Here is an 18,432-nt window from a genome sequence, read left to right as displayed (position 1 = left end):
GGCGCAACTAACGCTTGACGATCTTTCGTCCCAGCTTGCGAAACATCATCTTGGCCGCTGGGTCGAGGCCGCGGGGGGCGACGTCGGCATTGGCAGGTTGCGGATTTGCGTTGCCGACGGCCACTACTTCGACGCCGTCAGCCGCTTCGTCGCGCGGCGTCTGCTCGGCAAGTGTTTCGCCCGCCGCGACGTCCGCGCCGGCTTCGCTCTCGGTCGCAGATTCGGCTCCCGCCCTATCGATGCTTGGGGCCGCTGCCCGCTTGGCTTCCTTTTCTTCGTCCGTCAGCGGGCGATACATATCGCCGATGACTTCCATGATCTGGCTTTGCACGACCGCGCACTGTTGAAAGTTCTGATACTGCAGCCAGAAGCGGATTTCGAACGTCAGCCAGTAGTTGTCGATCTCCTTGACGAGCACCAAGGGCTGTAAAGACTTGACAATCACCGGGTGGCCGAAGACCACCTTTAACATGTTCTCCTTGGCTTCGGCGATTTTCGTTTCGCGGTCGAGCGTGATCACGACCGAGACCTGTACCATGTTGTCGGATAATGTGAAATTGGTTACCTGCTCATCGAGCAGGGCCTTGTTGGGTACGGTGACCTCGTAGTTCGATTCGGTTCGCAAGCGCGTGCTGCGCATGCCGATGTGCATGACCACGCCCGTCACCCCATTGATGCGCGCAACGTCACCGACGCGGATTGGTTGTTCAGCCAGCAGGATCACGCCACTCATGAAATTATTCATGATGTCCTGGCTGCCGAAACCGACGGCGATCGCCGCCGCTCCGCCCAGAAACGCGAAGGCGGCGAGCGGCACGTTCAGCACGCGAAACGCCGTGAAACCGAAGACGAAACAGAGCGCATAGAAGAGGATCGAATTGACCGCGTCGACTTTCCCTCGATGCAAACCAAAGCGCTTGAGCACCAGGTCGCGCATGGCCCGACTGAAAGCCCACGAGAACAGAACGCCTGCCAGCACGCAGGCTAAAAGCACGAGCAGCGTGCCTAGGGTGACGGTATGGTCATCTTCACCGGCGATTGGGTAATGGAACAACCGAGATATCGTCTGGCCGGCCGATCCCCAGGTGCTCTCCTCAGGCAGTTTGTCCGTCAATTCGGCATGAAAGCGGTCCAGAATTCGTTCCGTGGCTTGGGCGTCGAGCAACGTCGCCGCGCATGTCTCGGCCAACTCGCCCAGGCGCGCATCGCGCAGCTCGCGCTGCGCCTTGCTTTGGGCGTCTTCATGGGCAGGCGGAGGATTCTCAGGACGTTCGACGACCAGATTCGTCGACCCTCGTTGCGTGCGCGCCGTATCGCGGCGATTCTCCAGCGCGCGAATCGCGTCGTTCAGGTCCTCGCGGAATTCGGTTTCGTCGTCCAACCATTGCTGCAGGCGGGCCGCGTTAAGCTTCTCATTGGCGAGATCGTAGCGTTGCCGCCACACGCGCCGTAACCGATTGAGCCATTCCAGGCGCTCGTCCAACAGCACGAGCTGGCTTTGGCAAGCGTCGACCGCCTCGCGTACCGGCCGGCCGCCGGCGGCCTTCGCGTCGCGAGGATGCTGCGGGGGGTTACTCTGCTCGTTGCTCGCCTGTTCATTGTCAGTCTGCAGTTCGTTCGACGCATCGGCCGGGCGCGCCAAGGCAGCGTTTCCCCCTTCGATCCGCTGCAGTTCCCGTTCGACCTGGCGGCGTTGCCCTTTGAGCAATGCTTCCGATTCAGATAATGTTGCCAGTTGCTTGTCACGGTCGGCCGCGGAGAATCTTACGTCCTTGTGGACAATTGCGATCTTGGCCTGCAACTCCTTTTGCTTGGCTTCGCACACCGCCTGGCGCAACTTGTTGAGATCCACGTCCAACGCGCGCAACTGGACTTGCGCACGCTGGCGTGCAATCGCCAGATCGTCGGACGGTCGAGCCGGCGGCGCAGTCTCTTTTCCTGCGTTGTTTTCCGCGCCGCTTTCCTGGTCGAGCGCCTCGTGCGCGGCTGCCAATAGCTTGGCGATCGATTTGCTCTCTGCGGTCAAAGCTTTGGCGCGATCCTTTTCGATCGCCAACTGATCCTGAAGCGAGTCGTAGAGCAGAAACGAATAGGGCTTCGGCTCGTCGAGTTGGGGTTTTTCGTGAGACTCCGCGGCGCGCTCGAGAGCTTTTTGTTGATCCTCCAGGCGCTGCCGCTCGGCACGTCGCGTTTGAATCTGCACGTAGAGGGCATCAAGCGACTGCAATTGAGCCAATCGCTCGTCGTTCTTGTCCTTATCACCGGATGTCGCGGCATCTGACGATAGATCGTGTATTTCGGCGGCGATTGTGCGGCGCTCGGCAAGATCAGCCCGCAACGTCGCTGCCAGGACGGCCAAGAGTGCAAGCGCGCCCAGGGCGCGCCCCGCGAAATGCGCGGAGCCCCCCGGTTGCCGGTGCCGAAGAATGAGCGTTGCTGAAGGGGTAGCCATCGCGCCAAGGGCATTGCAAACGTCGTGCCGCTGGCTCGGGCGATCGGGTCGAACACAGGCCGCCGACAACCCTCGATGAAGATGGACGCCCGCCGACCGGTCGCTGGCACATGGGCCGCCACCCATCGCCGTGGCATCCGCGCTTAAATCGTTTTCACAGTCCAAAAACGAAACCGATCGCCTTGACGGCCAGAGCGACGAACAAGGCGCCGCCAGCCACGACGCAGGCAAACAACGTGGCGAGCAGGATCATCGCTGCCCAGTCGGCACGTTTGGCGCGGCGCCGCTCGACCGTCGAAGCGGAGAACTGACTGCGGAGGATGGCGACATTCCGCTGATTGGCTTTCCAGTAAACGTCGAAAAGATCGCCGAACAACGGAACGATTCCCAGCAGCCAATCGATGCCCACGTTCGCGATCATGCGAAGCAACGTCACACGGGGCACTCCCATCCGGCTGGCCGCCCCCACAACGTACAGCGCAACTAGCGACGTGATCGTATCGCCCAGGCCAGGTACGAGACCGATCAAGGCGTCCCATCCAAAACGGATGCCCGTGCCAGGCACCTCGAAGGCGGTGTCCATCAGGTCGGCCAGCCGCTGCAGCTGGGAAATCTGAGCATCCATCGACGGGCTGGCTTTGCCGCGGAACCGGAGGACCTCGGGACGTATTGCGACGTTGCTGATCTCTCTGGTAGTCATATCCGGTTATTCGCTGTACGTGGGACGATATTGGAGTCGCGTGTTCGCCTTGCGTTGCAAACCACATGCCGGGGAAATCGCCCCCTGTTGTCTCAGGGTTGCCAACTGACGCGCTTTACGCCCGGCAGCGCGGCGAGGCGATCGACGAGCGGCGGCGTTCGGGAATCGCTTGGCGATGCGTGCCAAATCAGCTCGCAACGTATCCTTCGGGCGCCGGAGCTCGGCAAGCGCGTGACGGCCAGCGATACGATCTTGAATTGCGCGGCCAGTAATTTTTCGCGGATCTGGTCCTCGGTTGGTCCATTCTCGCCCATGGCGACTGCGAGCGTGGCCCGCCGATCGCGATGGATGCGGTCTTCGATCCACCTCAAGCACAGCAAGACGACTAATCCGGTCCCAAGCATGGCCACGCCCAGCAGCAATTGCCCGCCGCCGAAGCACAAGCCCATGACGGTGGTGAACCACAAGGTGGCGGCGGTGGTAACACCGGTCACCATTTTGTCCCGTCGCAGAATCGCGCCGCCGCCGATGAACCCCATGCCCGACAGAATGCCCAGCGGCAAGCGCATCAGGTCCATGACAATGAACGAGTCATGGGGCTTGCCGGCGACCCCCAGCAGCAAGTTGACCTGAATCATGGAGGCGGCGGCCGCCAACCCGACGAGAATTGTCGTTCTCAAGCCCGCGGGCCGGCCATGTTCGCCACGATCGAGCCCGATCAGTGCGCTGGCAACAATGGTTAAAATCAGGCGGACAGCAATCTCGTCCCAACCGACGACGGTCGACATGATGCACCTCGTGCTTTCCTGCGTCGTGCGGTTCCGTCGCGTTTGCCGCTTGTGCTTTTGGTCGCTGAATTGCGGGCGTAGCTTTAGGCGGCGCCCTCAGGCTTACCAAGCGTTCCCACGCAGCTCAAAAGCTCGCAGATGGCGTCCAAGCTGTCGAAGTAGCCGGGATCGTCAGGCACGCCACGTCGCGATTCCATGTCAGCGCTGACGGGCGGCTTGCCCGCGGTTTCGGCCATGTCGAAATAGAGGGCGAACGCATACTTCGCGGCGATATCCGCGATTTTCTTGCGCTGTTCGTCGGATCGCGACTCATCCCTGGCCTTGCTCAGCAGGTCACGCACGATGCTGGCGGCCTGGTGTTGCCGTACGTTGGTTTCCATGGCGAGGATCCCTTAAGATGGAATGATCTCGATTTGACCGGTGCGATTTCGATGCCAAACCATGGGAACTTTCTCGCTTGCCAGGCGGCTTCTCAACATTTTGGTAGCACCGAACGATGATTGAGCGATTTCTCATTCTCGATCATGAACCTCCTCCGGCGGACGCCGAGCGGATTATTTATTGCGACGGTGCGGGCGGCACAAGTTTCCGAGAGGGTCGCGACCTCGATCTGAGCCATTGGCGCCCCAATCGCACCCCGCGTCGATACCAGGCCGACACATCGACCGAGATTTGCTTTCGCTTTCTCGACCGTCCGCCCGAAGAAGTCCCATGGACGCTGGCGGTGAATAACCATCTGGACGTCGATGGCATGCTGTCGGTTTACACGCTGGTTCATAGCGGCCACGCGCTCGCGAATCGGCGCACGATTGTTCAAGCGGCCGAAATGGGGGATTTTTGGAGCTGGGGTGATCCCCCCGCCCAGCGATTGTTTCAAGGCCTGACGCGCTTGATGAACATCCGCCGTGGCGAGGGTCAGCCTCTCCATGCCACTTACGAAGAAGCTTTTCGCCGCATCCCGGGCCTCATCGCTCAAACCGATCCAGACAGCGCGGAAATCGAGGCGTCCCTCGCGCCGCTGCGGCGAGGCGTGGAACTCGTCGCCGCCGGAACCATTTTGCGCGTCCCACGTGACCGCTACTTCGCGCACTATGTGATTCCACGCTCGGTTGTTGGTGATCGGGTCGAGGAAGCGACCTATGTCCCCAAATTCAACGAGCGAATCTCGGCCCGGGCGATTCTGTGGCCGCACGCGCGCGCCCACTGGGATGAACAGCGCATGTGCCTGGTCTCGGCCGAAGCGGCCGATGGCTGGCATCACGACCTTTGGTACCCAGGTTATCTGTGGGCCGACATTGTGAATCGCTGGATGGTTTGGGGCTTGAACTACGGCGACGGCATGGAAAGCTATGAGCTCGACCTGCCGGCTTTCGATTCCGCGATCGAGCGGCTCAACGCCGCGGAGACCGGCGCCGGAAAATGGATGACAGGCAGCCGCGCCTGTCCCTTCAGCGACGCGATTCAGGGACAATTTCCTTTGGCGGCCAGGACTCTCGATTCGCGCGGCGCGGCGACGCCCAGCACGTTAGAGCCGGAAACGGTCGCTGAAGTTCTCGGGCCCGTCTTTGCCGACCGCGACATCCTTTAGAGCGCGAGAAATAAGGTCGCGCACTGGCAGAGTTCCACGCGAACGTTCGGCGCGGCGCCAGCGGAGAAAACCACTGCCGGCATGATATTTGCGCGTGACGTATCCTTTTGTGCCCGCCTATGACCGTTTCGCCAAACAGAGATCGCGACCCATGAGATGCCTTCTCGCTATTACCGTTTGTGCCGTGCTCGGCGCCGCGGCGATGGCTCAAGACGCGAAGAATCCTTCCGCGCCAGCGTCTGGCAACGGGGCGACGCTCTTGTTTGCCTCGGAATTCGACTCGGCCAACGACTTTTTACAAGGAATGAAATGGAAGACAAGCTGGCCGCTCGGCGCCGGCGTCACGAGCAACGCAACTCCCGGCGAAATGCAAATCTACGTCGACGTGCGCAAGGGGGACAAAATCGCTCCCTCGCCTTTCAGCGTCACGGATTCCATTCTCACGATCACCGCGCGCCCTACGCCCGGCCTGCCCAGCCCCTTTACGTACACGTCGGGCTGTCTGTCGACGGCGGGATTGTTTTCGTTTCAATACGGGTACGCGGAAATTCGCTGTCAGGCGCCGGGCGGCAAGGGTTTCTGGCCGACGTTTTGGATGATGAAGTGGACGCGCAACTGGGACGATGTCGTGTGGCCGCCCGAAGTCGATATTTTCCAGGCCAGCAGCCGCATCAACAATCAGTATTACCCGGCCGTGATGTCGGGCACGAAGAACAAGCCGATCGAGGCCGGCCAGTTCGTTGATACCGGGGTCGATATTTCTGAAGCGATGCACGTTTATGGCTTCGAATGGACCCAGGACCGGATGACCTGGTACTTCGACGGCAAGCCGGTGATGCAAAAGCCGTCTCCGGCCGGCACCGGCGTCCGGATGTACCTGATGCTGAGTCTGGCTGCGGGCGACGATGGGGAGTGGATCGGCAAGCCGGACGGCAGCACGCAAGCGTGGCGCATCGACTACGTGCGGGTTTGGGACCGAAAGCCGCGGTGATGGCAACCGATTGCCGGCAGTCGGGCTATTTCGTCAAGCGCAGGCTTGTGCCAGAATCATGCAGAGCGGACCCAGGGCGCGCTTCTCAACGACGCATGTTCCCTTCGCGCAATCGCGATGAGTCGATCTCGAATTGTCTTACGTGACCTGCTGGTCGCAGCGCTGGCCACGGCCGCGATGCTGCTGTTGCGGCGGTACGTGGTTGTCCCATGGCTCGACTTGCGCAGCCCCTATCTGCCCCTTATGGCTGCGGTTGCGCTCAGCGCCTGGAATGCCGGCATGCGAGCCGGCTTGATGGCCACGACGCTCGGGGCCATATCCGTGGCAGTGATGCTTAGCAGGCGTTTTGAAGCCGCGGATGTTTCGCCTCAATTCTTCTTGGTGCTGGCGATCTTTGTCGGCGTCGGCACTTTCCTAAGCTGGCTGATCGAAAACGCGCGTGCCGCCCGTGCGCGCATGGCCACCCGGCAACTGCAACTGGAAACCGAGATCGCCGTGCGCGAACGGGCCGAGGCGGCCGCACGGGCGCAGCGCGAACAACTTGCCGTCGAGATCGAACGCCGCGCCGCGGCCGAAATCGCCCTGCGCGAGCGGGAAGAGCGAATTCGCATGGCCGTCGAATCGGCGGCGATCGGCACCTGGGACTTTAATCCGATCACGGGCGAGCGCACCTGGTCCGAGCGCACCAAGACGATGTTCGGACTGGCGCCCGACACAGATGTCACGCACATCAATTTTCTGGATCGCATTCACCCGGAAGATCGTGAGCGGGCGCAAGTTGCCGTCGAAAAAGCGCTCGATCCCCGCGGCGACGGCCGCTACGAGATCGATTGCCGGCTGCTGCGGCCCGACGATTCGGTGGGCTGGTTCATCGTCAAGGGCCAGGCGTTCTTCCAGGGAGACGGAGAGCAGCGCAGGCCCGCGCGTTTCATCGGCACGGTGATCGAGATCACCGAGCGCAAGAAAACGGAGCAGGCCCTGCGTCAGGCCGAGGAACGCTTTCGCAAGCTGACCACTTACGCGCCGGTTGGTATCTTCTTTTCCGATGCCGAGGGACGTTGCCAGTTCGTCAATGACGCCTGGTGTGAAATCGCCGGCGGAAGCGCCGACGAGGCCATGGGGGATGGCTGGACGAAATTCCTGCATCCGCATGACCGAGAGCGCGTCGTTGCCGAATGGGCTGACGCGGCCCGCAATCACAGGAACGCGACGTCCGAATTCCGCTTTCTCAACAAAACGACCGGCGTGCGTTGGGTGGCCGCCTCGGTGCTTGCGTTGTTTGACGACGCCGAGAGCGTGACTGGTTTTGTGGGTACGATCGTCGACATGACCGATCGCAAGGTCATCGAAGATGTGATCCGCGCCGACGAAGCTCGTCTGCGGTCGATTCTCGATAACTCCCCCGACATCATCTCTCTGAAGGACCTCGAAGGGCGATACGTGCAAGTGAATCGGCGCTGGGAGGAACTCTACGGGGTCAGCAACGAGCAGATCCTTGGCAAGACGAACTACGATCTGCTCAACATGACGCGCTCGAGTCACATGACGCCCACGATCGCCGACCAATTCGCGGAAATCGATCGGCAAGTCATTGCCTCGCGCGGTCCGGTCGCGTTCGAAGACCCGATCCCGGACGGTCAAGATCAACGCGTCTTCGCCACCGTGAAGTTTCCCATTACCGATCCAAACGGGCTGGTGACCGGGGTGGGCGGAGCCACGACCGATATCACCGAGCGCCGTCGCGCGCTCGATTCGCTCAAAGCCGAGCAGGAATTACTGCGCCGCACCTTGGAAGAGCAGGATCGCGAGCGGCAACTGATCGTGTACGCGGTGCACGATGGATTGATCCAATACGCCGCCGGCGCGCTCATGCAATTGCAATCGCTCGAGTTGCCCGCCCAAAATCAGGCGGGGCGGGAACTCGTCGATAGCGTGGCCGCCGACCTGCGACGCGCCGTCAACGAGGGCCGCCAACTGATCAACGGCATTCGCACGCCGGTGCTCGACGATCTGGGAGTCGTGGCCGCTCTGGAGCAACTCATCGAGGAAGAAGACCGGGCCCACGTGCAGGTGGAATTCGTCAAGGACGATTTCCTGGAACGCATCGACCCCAAGGCCGAGGAGGCGCTCTTCCGCATCGCGCAAGAAGCCCTGACCAATATTCGCAAGCACAGCCAGGCGAAGAGGGTTCGCGTCGAGGTCACGCGGCGCGGCGATCTCGTACACCTGGAAGTGCGCGATTGGGGCGTGGGCTTCACGACGAACAACAACGCCCACGGGACGCACGGCCTGCAAAGCATGGCCGAGCGCGCTCGTTTCGCCGGCGGTCACTTCCAATTGAAAAGCGCCCCCGGAGAAGGGACGCAGGTGATGGTCGACTTGCCCTTCGTGCCTCGCTTTTGAGGAGTCGCTGTGATGCAGTACGTGCGGTTGGGATCGACGGGCTTGAAAGTCTCGCGCTTGTGCCTGGGCACGATGACCTACGGCAGCAAACGATGGCGCGAGTGGGTGCTCGAGGAAGAAGAATCCCGGCCCTTTCTGCGCCGCGCGCTGGAGCTGGGTATCAACTTCTTCGACACGGCCGACATGTACTCCCTGGGCGTGAGCGAAGAAATCCTGGGGCGGGCCTTGCGCGATTTCGGCCCACCGCGCGACAAAGTCGTCATCGGCACCAAAGTCTTCAATGCCATGGGCGATGCGCCGAATGATCGCGGCCTGTCGCGGAAGCACATCATGCATTCGATCGACGACAGCCTGCGACGGCTCGGCACCGATTACGTCGACCTGTACCAGATTCACCGCTTCGACTATGAAACGCCGATCGAGGAAACGCTCGCGGCGCTCGACGCCGTGGTCAAGTCGGGCAAGGCGCTGTACATCGGCGCGTCATCGATGTTCGCCTGGCAATTCGCCAAGATGTTGTACACGTCCGACCGCTTGCGACTCGCCCGTTTCGTCACGATGCAGAACCATTACAACCTGGTTTATCGCGAAGAGGAGCGCGAGATGCTCCCGTTGTGCGTCGAGGAAGGAATCGGCGTGATTCCCTGGAGCCCGCTCGCGCGCGGGTTCCTGACGGGCAATCGGCGGAAAGAGGATTTTGGCGACACGGTCCGCGCAAAAACCGACGACTACGGTCACAAGCTCTATTACCGGCCTTCCGATTTTCAAGTCGTCGACCGAGTCAGCCAGATCGCGGCCCGGCGCGGCGTATCGAATGCACAAGTGGCACTGTCGTGGCTGCTCGCCCAGCCGGTCGTCACCGCGCCGATCATCGGCGCGAGCAAGATGCACCATCTCGAAGACGCGGTGGCCGCTCTCGACGTCAAGCTAGACGCCGACGAGCTGAAGGCATTGGCCGAGCCGTACGAGGTTCACCCAATTCTTGGGCATTCTTAGGCGCGACCTCTCTCGGCAGCATTAGCTCACTCCTCGGCGATGGCGATCCGTTCGCCGATCGGAGGATGGCTGTGAAAAAGCGCGACAGCCAGGCGCGGCGGCGCAGGATCGTCCTTATTCAATTTTGACAGCTTGCGAAATGCCGAGATGTACGCATCCCGCAGCCCCGTTTTCACGAGAGCAAAGCGATCGCATTGCCGCTCGAAACGCCGGCTCGTCACGTTCTGCAGCGGTCCCAGCACCAAGGAAAAGATACTCAGGGCGAACATCAACATCGGCAAGGCGTAGACAGGCATCGTCCGCGGATCGTATTCGCTCGTGCCGATCCACAAGGCCAGCACCCGATCACAGAACCAGAATCCCGCCAGGCTGAAGACAAATCCCAGGGCCATCAATTTCGGAATGTGTCGAAACACGTGGTGGCCGATCTCGTGGGCGAAAACGACCTGGATCTCGTCGAGCGAAAAGCCCTCAAGCAGCGTGTCGCCCAAGAGCACGCGGCGCGTGCGCCCCAGCCCGGCGAGCATGGCGTTCGCCTTGGCGGTTTCGTCGCTGAGGATCATGCGGTATACGCCTTCGATCGACAGTCCTGATTCCGCGGCCAAGGGAGCAAAACGATTGGCAAGCTCCGGATTGTCGAGCCGCTCGATCTTGTAAAAGAGCGGCAGAATCAATACCGGCGCGAGTTGCCCGAGCACGACGCTCACCAGGAAGAACCCGATCGCCGCGGCCGCCCACCACCAGGCGCCGACGAACCAGAACAGCGAGTACAGCGCGACCACCATCACGGCGCCAAAGCCAGCCGCCAGCGAAAAACGCTTGGCATGCCGGGCGAACCATTGGCCAAACGTTTGCCGGCTGAGGCCAAAGCGATGCTCGACCACATAGCCCGAGTACCAGGCCAGCGGAAACGAAACGCATTCGTGCAGCCCCATCATGATCGCGTACAGCGCGATCAGTCGGGGAAACGGCGCGGGAATTCGCTCAGCCAGCCAGGCATCGAGCGGCACGGCCGCCAAAAAAGCAAATAGTCCTAAGAACAGGAGATCCGCCACGGAATCCGCCAGATCGAGCGCCAGTTGCCAGCGGCCGTACTGCTGCGCCTCGGCCAACTGCTCGGCGGTCATTTCCGACGGCGCTTCGACCACCATGCCATCGGTCGGCAGGGTAACACCCGCGGCCGCCGTCGGCGTTACCGTGGGTCCTTCCGCTGGGTGCGAATCACCGGGCGTTCTAGAAACCGACATGCGACCCCTTCTTTATGCGTAGCCTGGAACCAAGGTTCCCCGGGCGGACGTGGAGCAAAACTGATTCCCAAAACGCCTGACGGGCGGCCACAGCGAAAATCGGCAGCCACTGGTGACCCCGGTCCGGCACGTCCGCGAACGCACAACCGGACCGGAATTGGCCGTTCGGGCCCGAATCCATTATTACCCGGCCCGGGATGCTTGACCCTGCTACGGAACGCTAATTAAGCTAAAAACTTACCTCTTCTTGATCGTTGGGAGGAGGGCGACGTCCGGCCCCTTCCGCAGCAGCCGTTTCCCCCGACAACCGACAGACCGGCTATGCCCCGATCTTGCGCTTTACATGTGATTTCGACGATCGTGGGCGTGCTTTTCGTCGGCGCGTTTGGCGACGGCGAAGCAACGGCGCAAGCGCCGCGGCCAGCCGCCGCCCGGCCCCCCGCTCCGGCGAGCGTGGCGCGGAGCGCGACCCCGGCGCGCCCTAAGTTCCGCAAGCTCGCGCCCAATGCCATGCGCACGGTCGATCCGCAGTCGCAACTGGACGAGGCGTACGAGCGGCACGACGTCGTCGAAGTGCTCGCCGCCGATCCAGGTTATGCCGAACGCGCGTGGGCCCGGGGCAACTCCAAAGGCAAATCCCCGGCGCGCGACACCGTCTTTCGCCGCGAGGTCTGGTCGCTCGAATTCTCGTTCAAACCGGTGCGCTTCGTTCACGTCGACGAGCCGATGCCCGACGGCCGCATGCAGGACAAACTCGTCTGGTACCTGGTCTACAGTGTCAAGAATACCAGCGACAAGCCGGTCACCTTCGTCCCCTACTTTGTGCTCGTCAATGACGCCGGCAAGGTTTATCCCAGCCGTGTCATTCCGTTGGCCACGCCACTGATCCGCAAGCGCGAAGACGCAAATCGACCGCTGTTGAACACGAGCGAAATGATCGGCCGCATCAACCCCACGCCCAAGGGCCAGGACACGACCGTCTGGGGCGTGGCCACCTGGGAAGATATCGACCCGGCCACCGATCGCTTCTCGATTTACGTCCAAGGACTAACCAACGCCTACCGCTGGATCGACCCGCCGGGAGTTTTCCAGAAGGGGGACCCGCCGGGCAAGGGTCGAGAATTCTTCGCCAAGACCCTGATCCTTAACTTCTGGCGTCCGGGGGACAAGGAATTGGAACACGAGGAGGAAATCCGCTTCGTGGACTATGCCTGGGCCTATGGGGAATTGACGGCGAAGGGATTTATCGCTAAAAAACCCGATCCGGCCCCTCCCGCGGAAGTCGAACCGCCTGCGGAAGCAGCCGCCGGTGCCGACGAAGCGGTGCCGTAGCACGCCGGCGCCCCTGGACAATCAAGCTCGGACCGATCAGTTATGCTTCCGTCTTGCCTGGGCTCTTCGTAGCTCGCAGCCGGCACCGCCCGATACAAGGAGATACAGTCATGGCACATAAAAAGGGTCAAGGCTCGAGCCGTAACGGTCGCGATTCGAACGGTCAGCGCCGCGGCATCAAACGCTACGGCGGCGAGCAAGTCACGGCCGGCAACATCCTGGTGCGCCAGGTGGGCACTCGTTACCAGGCCGGACGTGGCGTCGGCCAAGGGAAAGACTTCACGCTCTTCGCTTTGGTCGACGGCGTCGTCTCGTTCGATCGCAGTGGGCGCCGGGTCAACGTCCTAGCCGCCGGCTAACTCGCTCGTTGCTGCACTGCATTCACGCGGGGACGGTCCATGTCGGGTCGTTCCCGTTTTTTTTGGTCCTCGCGCATCGCAGGGCGACATGTTCGTCGATCGGGTGAAAATTCAGGTCGACGCCGGCAAAGGCGGTGACGGCTGCCTCAGCTTCCGCCGCGAGAAATTCGTCCCGCATGGCGGGCCCGACGGCGGCGACGGTGGCAACGGCGGCAGCGTCATCATCGAGGCGCGCGATGGCGTCAACAACCTGGCCGCGCTCACGCACCGCTACCACTGGCGCGCGGAAAGCGGTCAGGCCGGCAGCGGCTCGAATCGCTATGGTCGGGGCGCCGAAGATATGCTCCTGCTCGTTCCGCCCGGCACGGTCGTGATCGATGCCGCTGGCGGATTTGTCATCAAGGACCTGGCGCGTTCGGGCGATTCCGTCGTCGCGGCCCAGGGAGGGCGTGGCGGCAAGGGGAACCTGCACTTCAAGTCGGCGACGAACCGCGCGCCGCGGCAATGGACCAAAGGGCAAGAGGGGGAATCGCGCGAGCTGGTACTCGAGTTGAAAGTCATCGCCGACGTGGGCTTGATCGGGAAACCGAACGCCGGCAAGAGCACGCTGTTGAGCCGCCTGTCGCATGCGCGGCCGCAGATCGCGGCTTATCCGTTCACCACGAAGTATCCGAATCTCGGACAGGTACAGCTTGACGCCGAACGTTCGTTCGTGCTGGCCGATCTTCCTGGCTTGATCGAAGGCGCGCATGAGGGCGCGGGGCTCGGCCACGAGTTTCTTCGGCATATCGAACGCGCCGGCATCCTGGTCCACCTGGTCGAGCCGATGCCGCTCGACGGAAGCGATCCTTTGACGAATTACCAGACGATTCGCAACGAGCTGGCCATGCACGATCCGCGCTTGGGCGAACGACCCGAGATCGTGGTGGTGTCGAAGGCCGAGTTGCCCGACGCCGCCGAAGTACAGCGGCAGCTCAGCGAATTCGTGGGGCGCGACGTCCTCAGCATGTCGGCCGTGACGGGCCAGGGGCTGGACAAATTGCTGACCGCGATCGCGAGCGAATTGGCGGCGCAGCGCTCTTCAGGGGCCGAGGCATGAATACGACAACTGCTGTGCCGCTCGTGGCTGTCGATATCGGCAACAGCCGCGTCAAGCTGGGACTGTTCGAAAGCGCCGGCCAACGGCCGCTGCCCGAGCCTGCGAAGATTCTCGACATTGGGCCCGGCCCCGAAGAATTACCGCGCATCGCGGCATGGCTGCCCGAGCACGATGTCACGCGCCTTGCCTGGTGGATTGGCAGCGTACAGCGCGAAGTGTCGGGCCGGCTGGTGGCTTGGCTGCAGAGCCAGAGCGCCACACGGATTACGATGATCGCTTCGTCCGATCTGCCTCTTACGATCTCGATGCCCAAGCCCGACCGCGTGGGTATCGACCGCTTGCTCGATGCGGTGGCAGTGAATCAATTGCGCGCTGCGGGTCAACCGGCGATCATCGTCAACCTTGGCACTGCCATTAAGGTCGACGTGGTCGACGAGCAAGGCGCTTTTGTCGGCGGCGCGATCATGCCGGGCATCGCCACCAGCGCCCGGGCGATGCACGAGTTCACGGATCTTTTGCCACTGATCGAGATGGGGCGATTGGACGAGCCCCCCGCTCCGTTGGGTAAAGACACGGTGGGTGCCATGAAGGCCGGGCTCTATTGGGGCGCCGTCGGCGGTGTGCGCGAGCTGGTCGAACGCTTGAGCCGCGGCTTCAAGGCGTCCCCGCGCATGTTTCTCAGCGGCGGCGCGGCCCCCTCGGTCGCGCCCCTGTTGGGCGATAACGTGCAGTACGTACCGCATCTCACATTGGCCGGCATCGCGCTGACCGCAGCACGATAGTTCAACTCTGCAGGCGGCGCCGTCATGGCCACTAGCGCCGAATTCGAATTCTGCACCCTCACCGCGCCGGGACGCGGCGCAGTGGCCGTGATCGCGATTGCCGGGCCTGGGGCGGCGCATGCGTTGGCGGAGTACTTCATTTCTTCGTCCGCGCGGTTGCCCACCGACTTGCAAACCCAACGGATTTATCACGGGCGGTGGGCCGCGGCTCAAGGCGAAGAAATCGTCGTCTGCCGCAGTGCTGCCGAAGAATTCGAGATTCATTGCCACGGCGGCCTGGCGGCGGTAAGCCGTATTGCCCACGATCTCGAATCCATCGGCGGCGCGCGTGTCGAAGAGCGTGCCTGGCTTGCGCGACGTATGGCGAACTCCATCGAGCAGGACGCCTGGCTAGCGCTAGCCGCGGCGCGCACCGAGCGGACCGCGAACGTCTTGCTCGATCAGTGTCACGGCGCCCTGACGCGCGAAATCGAGCAAGTTCTTACGGATTGCCGCCAACGACATTTCGATGCGGCCTGTGAGCGCTTGCAGCTTCTGGCCGAGCGTGCGGCGCTCGGCCGGCATCTTGTCGCGCCCTTCGACGTTGTGTTGGCCGGACCACCCAACGTGGGCAAAAGCAGCCTGATCAATGCGCTGGTCGGCTACAAGCGCGCGATCGTCTATGACGCGCCAGGAACGACCCGCGACGTGATCACGGCCGATACGGCGATCGACGGCTGGCCGGTCACTCTGTCGGACACGGCCGGTCTGCGCGACAGCGACGACCCGCTGGAATCAGCCGGCGTGCAAAGGGCGCTCGCGCGGCTGCAGAGCGCCGACCTGATCGTACTGCTTTTCGACGCCTGCCAACCGATGACGGCGCCGCAGCGGCGGCTCGTCGAGGACTTTCCCGCAGCGCTAACGGCACTGACGAAATGCGATCTGCAGCCCGGAGCATTGCAACCAGGCTCGCCAGACGGCATGCTGCGGACGAGTGCTGTCACGGGCGCAGGCCTCGGGGAATTGCTGGCTGCTATCAGCGATCGCCTGGTGCCCGATCCTCCACGCACGGGCGTCGGGGTTGCTTTCACGACCGCGCAATGTCGATCGATCGAGGATGCGCTCGCTGCTGTCAGGCACAGCGACAGCGCGCTGGCAATCGAGTTGCTGTCAGGCCTGGTCGCGCGGCCGCCAGCTTGAGGCGGTTGCTGCAATGCGAACCGACTTCAAACGTAGATCTCTCTAGGCGCATATCGCCGTAACGCTATACTCACGCGGCTTTTCGCGGGATTCAAGGAGGGTGTCGTTAGCGATCGGAGCGGCGCGCGACGTTCGCCACAGTTAACGGACCACGCCACCCGAGCGAATGGTATTCGCGCGATTTGCTCGTCACGAGTTATCGTGGCGCACCGAGGAGCTCTGCTCTGGCGAATGATTTGCGGGGCTTCGACAGAAGGAGACGTTAGCATGTCCCGGCTGCTTGTTCGATCGTTGTCGATGGCACTCATCTGGTTTGTCGTGGGGCCACACCATGGTGCGGCTGTAGCTGCGCCCACTGAGCCGTCACGGCCGCGTGCCTCCGGTCTTGCTGATGCGGAAGTAGAGGCCGAAAGCGATTTGCCGCCGGCGCCTCTACCGGAAGAAGAACCAGCAGCGGCGTCCGACGAGACAACCTCGGCTGATGAATCCAGCGGCGAAAAAGACAGCGGCCCAAGCGACGATGCGCCGGACGCTCCCGCGCCGGAAGCAAGCGGAGCGCAGTCGTCGGAGACGAAGACCGAAGGCGCCGACAATGGTGAATCGCCTGCCGAAGAAACGGACGACACCGGCGCGCCGCCTCCGCCTGGCGGAACGTTGCTCGACAAGATCAAGAAGGCCAAGAAACCCGTCGAACGGCCACAACCGGCGGAGTTCCATGGACTGCGGGTCGGGCAATCAACCAGCAAAGACGCCGATCGGGCCTTGAAAAAGCCGCTTTCCGTAACCAATCAAAAGGACGTCGTGCGGCGTATCTATCGGCTCGACAGCGGACAGCGCGTCGAGGTCCGCTGCCTGCAGGACAAAGTGCAAGCGATCGTGGTCTCGTTCGAATTGCATCCACCCTACCGTGAATTGGCGTCGGAAATGGGCCTGGATAAGTTCGAGCCCGCCGAGGTCGTGGATGAATTCGGCGAGACGGTTGGCATGGCACTGCCCGAGGCGGGCGCGCTCGTCGTACTCGCCAAGGGGAGCAGGCAGCGCGTTGCGGAACTTGTGTACGAGAAGATCGACGCTCAAGCCTTCACGCTCCGCGCCGAGCAGCGCATGGACAAAGACGTCGACGCTTGCCAACGCGACTTGGACCAAGCTCTGGTGGTCGATCCCCAATGTGCCCGGGCGCACTGGCTCCGCGCACGTCTGCTGCGCGACGCGGGGCAGATCGACGCGGCTACCAAGGCAAGTGAGCTGGCGGTCAAGCTCGACCCGCGCAACCCGCGCTACCGGCTTACGGCGGGCGCCCTGTTGGCCGACAACGGGCAGTTCGCCAAGGCGATCGATCAAACCAAGCAAGGCTTGGCGCTGGCGGCGGCGCGGCCGGACCTGAAAGCGTGCGCGCTGAACCAATTAGGCGACCAGATCGCGGCCGGCCCGGGACGTGATTTCAAAACGGCGCTTCCTCTGCACGTGCAAGCCATCAAGTTGGCCGAGCCCCTTGCGCAAGACCGCAATCCGACAGTGCGGCGGCTGGCGCAGGAATCGATCATCGTGGCGCATCTGGCCGCGGCGCGGAACATCGCCTGGGGGAATTGGAAAAAGAAGAAAACCATGGTCCCTTCGTGGTTGAATCGCGCCGAGGAACTGGCCAGGGAAGCCGCCGCGAGCGAAAACGCTTCGTTCGATATGCGATTGCGCGTTTGCCGCGAGGCTCTCGCGGCCTGCGTCGGCATGGAAGGAGACCTGGATCCGACGCCGTGGGCCGAAAAGGCCCTGGCCATCGCTGGGCCGGCGCTCGAAGCGACGACCGATGCGGCGCGTCGTCGTCAACTGGAATGGGACCTGGGCACGGCGCTCTACGACGCCCTGCAGGTCTTTCACACCGCCGGCGATGCCGAACAGGCGCTTAAATACGGCGCCCTGGCAGTCGAACATCTTGAAGCCGGGTCGGTGGATCGGCAGCTTGAGCCGGTCGAAACCTACCTGCTTGGCAGGTTATACTTCCGCATGGGTTCGGTTTGTGCATTGCACATGAAGGATCCCCAGCAGGCGGTCGGCTGGTTCGAAAGGGCCATCCCGATGCTGGAGCGCCCCGTGCCTGCCGCCGCGCTCGTCGAAGGAGGGCGGCACGGCGAAAGCTTCGTCAGCATGGCCGTGTCCTACTGGGCCACGGGCAATCACGAAGAGGCTGTGCGGCTGACGCGGAGCGGTTTGAAGTTGATGGAAAAGGCCGTCGAGGAAGGCGTGCTCGAGCAGGATGCATTGCGTGTTCCGTGCGCCAACCTGGCCACCATGCATCGATTCCTGGGCGATGACGAACAAGCAGACGCCTTTGATGCAATGGCCGCCAAACCTACGGAGGTGCAGCGGAAATAAATGAATCAGTAGTGCCAAGTCACGTGTTAAGGTCCGGTTTCAACGCAAGGTGTTGAGCCGTCGTGGAGTACGGCGACGATTTGGTGGACGATCCAATCCAGCATGCGTTTGAAGCGTAGTCGTTCGAGGTGCAACGTCGGGTGGTC

Annotated in this window: 15 protein-coding genes; 10 read left to right on the top strand and 5 right to left on the bottom strand. The window is 62.4% G+C overall.

All coding sequences use genetic code 11. The features are described from left to right. Positions 1–7 precede the first annotated feature (7 nt). From VHD36_00900 to VHD36_00885, 4 genes are all read right to left on the bottom strand, one after another. Positions 8–2,452 carry a mechanosensitive ion channel domain-containing protein gene (locus VHD36_00900; protein HVU85847.1) on the bottom strand — a complete coding sequence of 815 codons (2,445 nt, stop codon included), beginning with the start codon at positions 2,450–2,452 and terminating at the stop codon, positions 8–10. A 154-nt stretch (positions 2,453–2,606) separates the two neighbouring features. Next, a complete protein-coding gene (locus tag VHD36_00895) occupies positions 2,607–3,152 on the bottom strand; it encodes a DUF4112 domain-containing protein (protein ID HVU85846.1) in 546 nt (181 codons plus the stop codon). 92 nt (positions 3,153–3,244) lie between these two features. Next, complete coding sequence (locus tag VHD36_00890) at positions 3,245–3,940, bottom strand: MgtC/SapB family protein (protein ID HVU85845.1); 696 nt, start codon at positions 3,938–3,940, stop codon at positions 3,245–3,247. 83 nt (positions 3,941–4,023) lie between these two features. Then, positions 4,024–4,320, bottom strand: coding sequence for a hypothetical protein (locus VHD36_00885; GenBank protein HVU85844.1), 297 nt, complete (start codon positions 4,318–4,320; stop codon positions 4,024–4,026). Between the two features lie 116 nt (positions 4,321–4,436). On the opposite strand from VHD36_00885, the gene VHD36_00880 reads away from it, so the two are divergent. From VHD36_00880 to VHD36_00865, 4 genes are all read left to right on the top strand, one after another. After that, positions 4,437–5,528 carry a DUF6687 family protein gene (locus VHD36_00880; GenBank protein ID HVU85843.1) on the top strand — a complete coding sequence of 364 codons (1,092 nt, stop codon included), beginning with the start codon at positions 4,437–4,439 and terminating at the stop codon, positions 5,526–5,528. A 151-nt stretch (positions 5,529–5,679) separates the two neighbouring features. Further along, the gene (locus tag VHD36_00875; protein HVU85842.1) at positions 5,680–6,519 is read left to right on the top strand and encodes a glycoside hydrolase family 16 protein; all 840 of its coding nucleotides are present in this window, start codon (positions 5,680–5,682) and stop codon (positions 6,517–6,519) included. A gap of 117 nt (positions 6,520–6,636) precedes the next feature. Then, complete coding sequence (locus tag VHD36_00870; GenBank protein HVU85841.1) at positions 6,637–8,922, top strand: PAS domain S-box protein; 2,286 nt, start codon at positions 6,637–6,639, stop codon at positions 8,920–8,922. A 12-nt stretch (positions 8,923–8,934) separates the two neighbouring features. Further along, on the top strand, positions 8,935–9,918 hold the full coding sequence (locus VHD36_00865; GenBank protein ID HVU85840.1) for an aldo/keto reductase: 984 nt from the start codon (positions 8,935–8,937) through the stop codon (positions 9,916–9,918). A 26-nt stretch (positions 9,919–9,944) separates the two neighbouring features. Here VHD36_00865 and VHD36_00860 read toward each other — a convergent pair whose 3' ends face one another. Beyond that, a complete protein-coding gene (locus tag VHD36_00860; GenBank protein HVU85839.1) occupies positions 9,945–11,165 on the bottom strand; it encodes a M48 family metallopeptidase in 1,221 nt (406 codons plus the stop codon). A 321-nt stretch (positions 11,166–11,486) separates the two neighbouring features. Between VHD36_00860 and VHD36_00855 the strand changes: the two genes are divergently transcribed. The 6 genes from VHD36_00855 (at position 11,487) to VHD36_00830 (ending at position 18,286) form a co-directional block, all read left to right on the top strand. Then, on the top strand, positions 11,487–12,497 hold the full coding sequence (locus VHD36_00855) for a hypothetical protein (protein ID HVU85838.1): 1,011 nt from the start codon (positions 11,487–11,489) through the stop codon (positions 12,495–12,497). Positions 12,498–12,607: 110 nt separating this feature from the next. Further along, positions 12,608–12,856 (top strand): 50S ribosomal protein L27, encoded by a 249-nt coding sequence (gene rpmA / locus VHD36_00850; GenBank protein ID HVU85837.1) that lies wholly within the window; start codon positions 12,608–12,610, stop codon positions 12,854–12,856. 88 nt (positions 12,857–12,944) lie between these two features. Then, on the top strand, positions 12,945–13,955 hold the full coding sequence (gene obgE / locus VHD36_00845) for a GTPase ObgE (GenBank protein ID HVU85836.1): 1,011 nt from the start codon (positions 12,945–12,947) through the stop codon (positions 13,953–13,955). Beyond that, positions 13,952–14,737, top strand: a complete 786-nt coding sequence (locus VHD36_00840; GenBank protein HVU85835.1) for a type III pantothenate kinase — start codon at positions 13,952–13,954, stop codon at positions 14,735–14,737. The genes obgE and VHD36_00840 overlap by 4 nt, the downstream gene beginning before the upstream one ends. 24 nt (positions 14,738–14,761) lie before the next feature. Next, complete coding sequence (locus VHD36_00835) at positions 14,762–15,916, top strand: GTPase (protein HVU85834.1); 1,155 nt, start codon at positions 14,762–14,764, stop codon at positions 15,914–15,916. Between the two features lie 267 nt (positions 15,917–16,183). Then, complete coding sequence (locus VHD36_00830) at positions 16,184–18,286, top strand: hypothetical protein (GenBank protein ID HVU85833.1); 2,103 nt, start codon at positions 16,184–16,186, stop codon at positions 18,284–18,286. The last annotated feature ends 146 nt before the right edge of the window (positions 18,287–18,432 follow it).

It is taken from the genome of Pirellulales bacterium (genome assembly GCA_035546535.1).
In the GTDB taxonomy this organism is placed as follows: domain Bacteria; phylum Planctomycetota; class Planctomycetia; order Pirellulales; family JACPPG01; genus JACPPG01.
Note: the sequence above shows the minus strand (reverse complement) of the source record. Positions and strands in the feature narration are given on the sequence as shown.

Coding starts and splice junctions, on each gene's coding strand:
- VHD36_00840 (HVU85835.1), top strand. CDS start 13,952: ATGAATACGACAACTGCTGTGCCGCTCGTGGCTGTCGATATCGGCAAC.
- VHD36_00890 (HVU85845.1), bottom strand. CDS start 3,940: ATGTCGACCGTCGTCGGTTGGGACGAGATTGCTGTCCGCCTGATTTTA.
- VHD36_00895 (HVU85846.1), bottom strand. CDS start 3,152: ATGACTACCAGAGAGATCAGCAACGTCGCAATACGTCCCGAGGTCCTC.
- VHD36_00870 (HVU85841.1), top strand. CDS start 6,637: ATGAGTCGATCTCGAATTGTCTTACGTGACCTGCTGGTCGCAGCGCTG.
- VHD36_00885 (HVU85844.1), bottom strand. CDS start 4,320: ATGGAAACCAACGTACGGCAACACCAGGCCGCCAGCATCGTGCGTGAC.
- VHD36_00860 (HVU85839.1), bottom strand. CDS start 11,165: ATGTCGGTTTCTAGAACGCCCGGTGATTCGCACCCAGCGGAAGGACCC.
- VHD36_00830 (HVU85833.1), top strand. CDS start 16,184: ATGTCCCGGCTGCTTGTTCGATCGTTGTCGATGGCACTCATCTGGTTT.
- VHD36_00855 (HVU85838.1), top strand. CDS start 11,487: ATGCCCCGATCTTGCGCTTTACATGTGATTTCGACGATCGTGGGCGTG.
- rpmA (HVU85837.1), top strand. CDS start 12,608: ATGGCACATAAAAAGGGTCAAGGCTCGAGCCGTAACGGTCGCGATTCG.
- VHD36_00880 (HVU85843.1), top strand. CDS start 4,437: ATGATTGAGCGATTTCTCATTCTCGATCATGAACCTCCTCCGGCGGAC.
- obgE (HVU85836.1), top strand. CDS start 12,945: ATGTTCGTCGATCGGGTGAAAATTCAGGTCGACGCCGGCAAAGGCGGT.
- VHD36_00900 (HVU85847.1), bottom strand. CDS start 2,452: ATGGCTACCCCTTCAGCAACGCTCATTCTTCGGCACCGGCAACCGGGG.
- VHD36_00865 (HVU85840.1), top strand. CDS start 8,935: ATGCAGTACGTGCGGTTGGGATCGACGGGCTTGAAAGTCTCGCGCTTG.
- VHD36_00875 (HVU85842.1), top strand. CDS start 5,680: ATGAGATGCCTTCTCGCTATTACCGTTTGTGCCGTGCTCGGCGCCGCG.
- VHD36_00835 (HVU85834.1), top strand. CDS start 14,762: ATGGCCACTAGCGCCGAATTCGAATTCTGCACCCTCACCGCGCCGGGA.